We start from the raw sequence: 6000 nt of genomic DNA, 5'->3' as shown, positions 1-6000 counted from the left end.
CCAGCACCGTGGTCGCCCCACTGGCGAAGGTGATTTCCAGCGTACCGCCCGTATCGGTATACGTACCGATTGTCTCGCCGCCCACCGTCACGTTGCCGCCCACCAGATACAAGGAGCCGAACAGGTCGTCGCTCGACGCGCCGCCCTGGCGGCTGATCGTCAGCGTCGCCCCGCTCCAGTCGTCGCGCGCGCCCAGCTCCGGATCCACCAGCGACACATTGCCGTCGATCACCACCGGATCACCGCCCTGCAGGTACTTGTCCGTCGCGGTCGCATGCTCGCTGACTCCATCCAGGCCGTCGATGCTGGGCGCATCGTTGTCGGGAGTGATGCCTACCACCACGGTAGCGACCTGCGCATTGCCAGAAGAGTTTCCGTCGGTCACGCTTATGCTCAATGTGCGCGACGTGACCGGGACGTCGGAGGAGTTCGCGAAAGTCAGGTGCTCTACCAGGCTCTGTGCGATCTCGGGGGTGACGTTGGAATTGAGGCTGATAGTCAGGCTGCCGCCGGCGCCCGCAGTACTGGAGTAGATGCCGACGTCGACCCACTCAGACCCATCGTAGTACTGCACGGTGCTGCCGCTGAGGCGCACGGTGCTGTCGGAAAGAATGCCCACCTGGTCGTCGGCCGCGAGGCCGGTGACCTTCAACTCGCCATGGTCGAAATTCTCGCTGTCTATGTCGGTCAGCGCGATATCGGCGTCGATCACCGCCGGAGCTGCGTTGATGTCGTTCTCGTGGTAGGTGACGGGGTCCAGGCCGCTGATGACAGGCTGGTCGTTGGAAGGCTGCACAGTGACGATGGCCGTGGCGACATTGCTGTCGAGCTGGTTGTCGCCCACGCCGTTGCTGGCCGCGTCGTCCAGGCCCGCATCGGTAACCTTGACGGTGACGGTGCGGTCGCCGGCCGTAGGCTTGTCGGTGCGGTTGTTGTATTCCACGCCCCGCAGCAGGGACTGAAACGAAGCCACGGTGGCGATGCCGGACGTGGGCGTGATGTCAAAGGTGTGCGTGGCGGCGGTATAGGTGATGTCGAAGCCGCCGGCGCTAGCAGTCTTGTCGGCGCTCAGGTCGAACGTCACGCCGCCCACTATCAGGTCTTCGTAGCCGGTGTCCACGGCGCCGCCGACCACGAGCTGCATCTGCGTCAGGTTGGCGTTGTCCACGTCGCTGAGCGTGGCGCCGGGCATGAAGGCCTTGGCCACGTCGGGGGCATTGGAAGGCTCGACCCAGGTGTAGCTGGAATCTCGGCCCGTACCGCTGCCGTTCAGGTCCACCACCGGTTTATCGTTGACGGGAGTAATCCTCAAAGTGCCGGTAATAGCTGCGCTGTCCATCGAGCCCGGTCCCCCGGCATCGATGTTGGTGCCACCCTCCACCTGGAGATTCTTGCCGTCGCTAACCCATACTTTATAGTCGCGCGTGGCGTTGGTATTGTTCGCCGTGGGATTGTCACTGGTGCTCTTGTAGTAAATGGCCTCGATCAGGGTCTTGACGTCGGCCAGCGTAGTGCTTTTGCTCAGAGTGATCGTCAACGTGCCGTCGGTGCCGGCCGAAACATTCGACGCATCCATACTCAAGTCTGGCAAAACATCCGGGTCGACGTAGAGCACGTCGCCCGAGTCCTTGCCGCTCGTAATCTGGACGTGGATGGTGCCGGCGCCGAACACCTTGTCCGCGCCCGAGCCTCCCAGGCCTGCCGTCGTGCTCAGGTCGATATCGGACAGGCTGATGTCATTGTTGAACAAGCGCACGCCGTCGACCGACACGTCGCTGCCGGTGGTGTCATTCTCCGGAGCCGTGGGGTCGGCCGCGGTGCCGATGAGCACCGGCGCATCGTTCTGCTTGACTACCGAAGTCTTCAATTGCACGACCTCGGACCAATGCGAACTGGCGTCGTCCACGCCTACGTCGTGCGCATCTACGCGTATATCCACCCCCGAACCGTTGTCCACCGCCACATCGGACAGGCGCACACTCAGGCCTGTGGGAACACCGTTGTAATCGGCGTCCACCGGTATGAAACGAAGCAGGGCGGAATTGGACAGCAGCAAGGCCGAACTGTTGCTGACCGTGCCATCAATGTTTTTCCAAGTACCACCTGAATCCGTGCTGTACTGCCAGGTGCCTTCGGTAGCGGAATCGGCGGTATTGCCTACGATGGCGATGCCGCCGATGACGGATGCCTCATTGCCGCCGCCGGTAATGCCGGACTGATTGTCCCTGGCGTCGCTGTAGCCGAAATCCAGATCGGATACCTTGTAAACGATATCGGAATCGGACTCGCCTTCACCCTCGTTCTGGGTGATCGAGGCGTCCGTGCCCGTGGGCCGGTCGTTGACATTGGTTACCGTGGTGGAGATAGTCTCGGTGGCCGAGCTCCAGCGGTTCGTTTCACCGGTGACCAGGGTCTTGGCATCGCCTGCGCTGGTACTGACGGCAATATGATCAGCATCGGTATCGCTGCCGTCGCCGGCAAGAATCGTGAGCGAACCGGGAGTGCCGAAGAAATTGGCGCTGGGCACGAAACGGATCAGGTCGCCGCTGGAAAACACCAGAGCCTTGCCGCTGTTGCTGCCGCCCGCGTTGAGCGCATTGATGGTGTCGGCGGAAAGAACTATCCAGTGTGCCCCGCCATCCGAAGAGATCTCCCAGTTGCCCTGATCGTCCGTATAGTTCGTGGCGCCGACAATGGCGATGTAGGTGAACGGCGTGGAATTGTCGTAGCCCTGGACATCATCGTTGCTTGTGCCTGATTGCCTGTCGGTGGCGTCGGAATAGCCGAAATCCAGGTCGCTGATACGCGTGCCCGCCGGGTCAGTCACATCTTCCGTATAGGCCGGCAAGGTGACGTCATTCGAGATCGTGGGCTGGTCGTTCACCGGATTGATGGCGATCTCCAGCGTGCGGGTGGTGGTCAGGTCGCCGCCGGAAGAGCCCGGCAGCGCCGTGTCGGTGACCGATATGTCGATGCTGGCGATGCCCGATGGGCCGTTCAGATCGGCTGCGGGTTTGAACTGCAGGCTTTGCAGGGCTGTGTTGATGGCGCCCTTGGTGCCGACCAGGGTGTATACCGTGATGCCATCCGCACCCGTATCCGTCAACGACACAAGGCCGGCCGCGGACAAACCGCTGAGCGTGCCATAGTGGGCCGTCAGCGTGACGGTGAAATTCGAGCCGAAGTCGTCGGTATCGCCGATGCTGATATAGGAGCCATCAGCCAACTTGACCGGCGTGGCACTGGCATCCTCGGCCAGTGTCAGGCCCGAAGACAAATCGCCTATGGTGGGCGCGTCGTTGGTGGACGAGACATGCAGCGCCACGGTCGAGGCCACGATGTCGTACAGGGACGTGGCGGTGGCCGTCGTGGTATGGATCGGGTCGTCGAAGAAGGCATCGTCGGTCGGCACCGCCGGCAAGCCAGTCTGCTGGTTGACGCCGCCACCATTGGCATAGGCCGGCGAGCCGTCGCCATCGCCGTTCGCGTCGACAAGGGCGCCGGTGTCCTGAGCGCGCATGCGATCGTCGGCCAACACTTGCAACTGGTAGGTGACGTTGCGGTCGCCCGTGACACTGATCTTCAGTTGCGCCAGCGCGCTGTTGACGTCCTCCAGGATACCGCGCAACACCAGGGGCGTGCCTTCGCCGTTGTAGCTGTCGATAGTGACGCCGGCCACGGGGCTAGCCCCGGCCGTATCGCCGACCTGCAGCACGATGCCGCTGTAGTCGGTGACGGGATTGCCGCTGGCATCGAGCAGGCGCACGGTGACCTGCACGAAGTCGTGCTCGCCGGACTGCACGCCGGAGCCGTCGGCCCCCATATCGTGGCCGTCGCCCACGGACACGCCGCTGATGTCGATGACGGTGTTGGTGCCTACGTCGATGGGGCCGGAAGGCGTGGCGACCGTCGGCGCGTCGTTGACCGGTATCAAGTTCAGCGCCACGCTCTCGAACACGTCGGGATTGACTACGCTGCCCGAGCCGACGTCGCCACCGATGGCAGCCTGGTACTCGTTGACCGTGACCTTCAACGTGTCGGCGCCGTTGAAGTCCGCCTTGCCCTTGTAGCTGAAGCCGTCATTGAGCTGGGCCTGGATGCGGTCGGCGCTGCCGGTCAGCACCACGGTGCCTGTGCCGCTGCCGCTGATGGTGACGCCCGATTCCGCGGAGCCGAACGTCAGCGTGCCATTGGATACCTGCAAAGTGACCTGCACGGCCTTGCCGAAGGCCGAGGACTCGGAATCGGCGATGCTGACCGCGTTGCTCTTGGCTGCGCTGAATTCGTAGGCAGTGTCTTCGTAGATGTCGGTGGGCGCGGCGCGCAGCGTTACGGTGGGCATGTCGTTGACGCTGGAGGCCCACACCACCACGGCCTTGGCGGCGATATTGGGATCGTCCGACGCCACGCTGTCGGTGTACCAGTTGTGCACGGTGCCGGGCACGGCGGTGGGGTCGCCGCCCACGGTTGTCGCCTGGTTGACGGTGCCGCCATTGGCTTCGGGCTGCACGCCGCCGGCGTCCGGGTCGCCGTCGATCAGCGCGCCGCCAGGGTTGCGCACCCGGTCGTCGGCGATTACCTGGACCTGGTAGATCTTGTCCTCGTAGTTGTTGTCCTGGTCGCTGGCGAAAGTCAGGGTCAGGCCGGCCAGAGCCGCGTTGATCTGGGCCTTGGTGCCGTTCAACACCAGGAAGTCGCCGCTGCCGTTGTGGGTGGCATCGGCCCAGATATTGATGCCGTCGATGCCGGCATAGCCTATGGTTACGCCGCTATAGGCGGCCTTGCTGGACAAGGGCTTGCCGTCCTGGTCGAGCAGCCGTATGGTGACCTGCATGACGGCATCGGGCGAAGAGCCGCTGTCGACGTCCACGTCGCCCACGGTGAAGGTATGGCCGCTGCTGTCCTTGACGGGGTTGTCGGCGGGAATGGAACTGTCGATGATCACCGGCCCGCTGGGCGCGGTAACGGTCGGCGCATCGTTGGCCGAAGCAACGTTGATCCAGAACTCGTTTTCTTTGACTTCCTTGTCGCCGTCGGCCAGCGTGAAGAAGAATTTGTCCTGCGAACTGCCGCTGGTCGGATCGTCGCCGTTGTGGACGTAATAGACGCGGCCGGCGGCGATGTCCGCCTGGCTGAACGAGGCGCCCTTGCCCAGTTCCTGGAACGTATGGCCGCCGTCGGTCGAGATGGCGATATAACCGTCTTGCGGCGCCTGGGTGATGGTGTATTGCACCTGCTCGGCGGTGGAGTCGGGGTCGTACGCCTGCAGGTAGTCGCTGGTGATCTGTACCGCACCGCCTTCGCGCACCGTTACCGGATCGTTGGCCGCATCGCCGCCGATATGATTCGGGGCATCGACACCGGGCGTGGGATCGGAGTCGGTGGGCAGGTGGGCGATTTGGGGCGCGTCATTGACCGGGGTGATCACGATGTTGACGGTGGCGGCCGAATCGCTGAGCGTATCGCGATTGTCCAGGGCCCTGACCTGGAAGCTGTCGGAATTGACCTCGCCGCCGTCGTTCACGTAGCGCAGGCCCTTGGTCAGGCCGTCTCCGCCCACCAGAATGGAGGCATCCAGGCGCAGCACGCCCGAACCCACCGAGCCGCCGGTATAGAGATCGTCGGCGGTGATGTCGACCCAGGCGGTGCCCGACCAGTACTGCAGCGTGCCGTGATCGGGCAGGTCAGTAATGACGAATTCCAGGGGATGGGTGCCATTGGTGCCGTTATTGACGGCGTAATCCCCATCCACGAAGGGCGGATTCTCGTAGCCAGCGCCGCTGTTGGCGTCGTCCGGGTCGCTGAGCTTCAGGTTGGCATCGGTGATGGCCACTGTGCCGGGCTGCGTGCCGGCCGTGCCGGTGCCTTCCTGGATGACTATCGTCTTGCCGCCCTCGGCAACTGGCGCGTCATTGGTGGGCGTGGTGTAGAAAGTGAAATCGACATCGTTGTCGATGCCGGGAATGCCGCCCGAGACGTGCAGGCTGACCGTGGATTGGA

General features: G+C 63.4%; 1 protein-coding gene. It reads right to left on the bottom strand.

The features are described 5' to 3' along the window. The coding region (locus KVP10_RS19475) for a cadherin-like domain-containing protein (protein WP_217966407.1) at positions 1 to 5833 on the bottom strand (5833 nt) is incomplete at its 3' end. Positions 5834 to 6000: the final 167 nt, after the last annotated feature.

The organism is Candidimonas humi (assembly GCF_019166065.1).
GTDB lineage: Bacteria > Pseudomonadota > Gammaproteobacteria > Burkholderiales > Burkholderiaceae_B > Candidimonas > Candidimonas humi.
The sequence above is the reverse complement of the archived record's forward strand: the minus strand, read 5'-3'. Positions and strand labels throughout refer to the sequence as shown.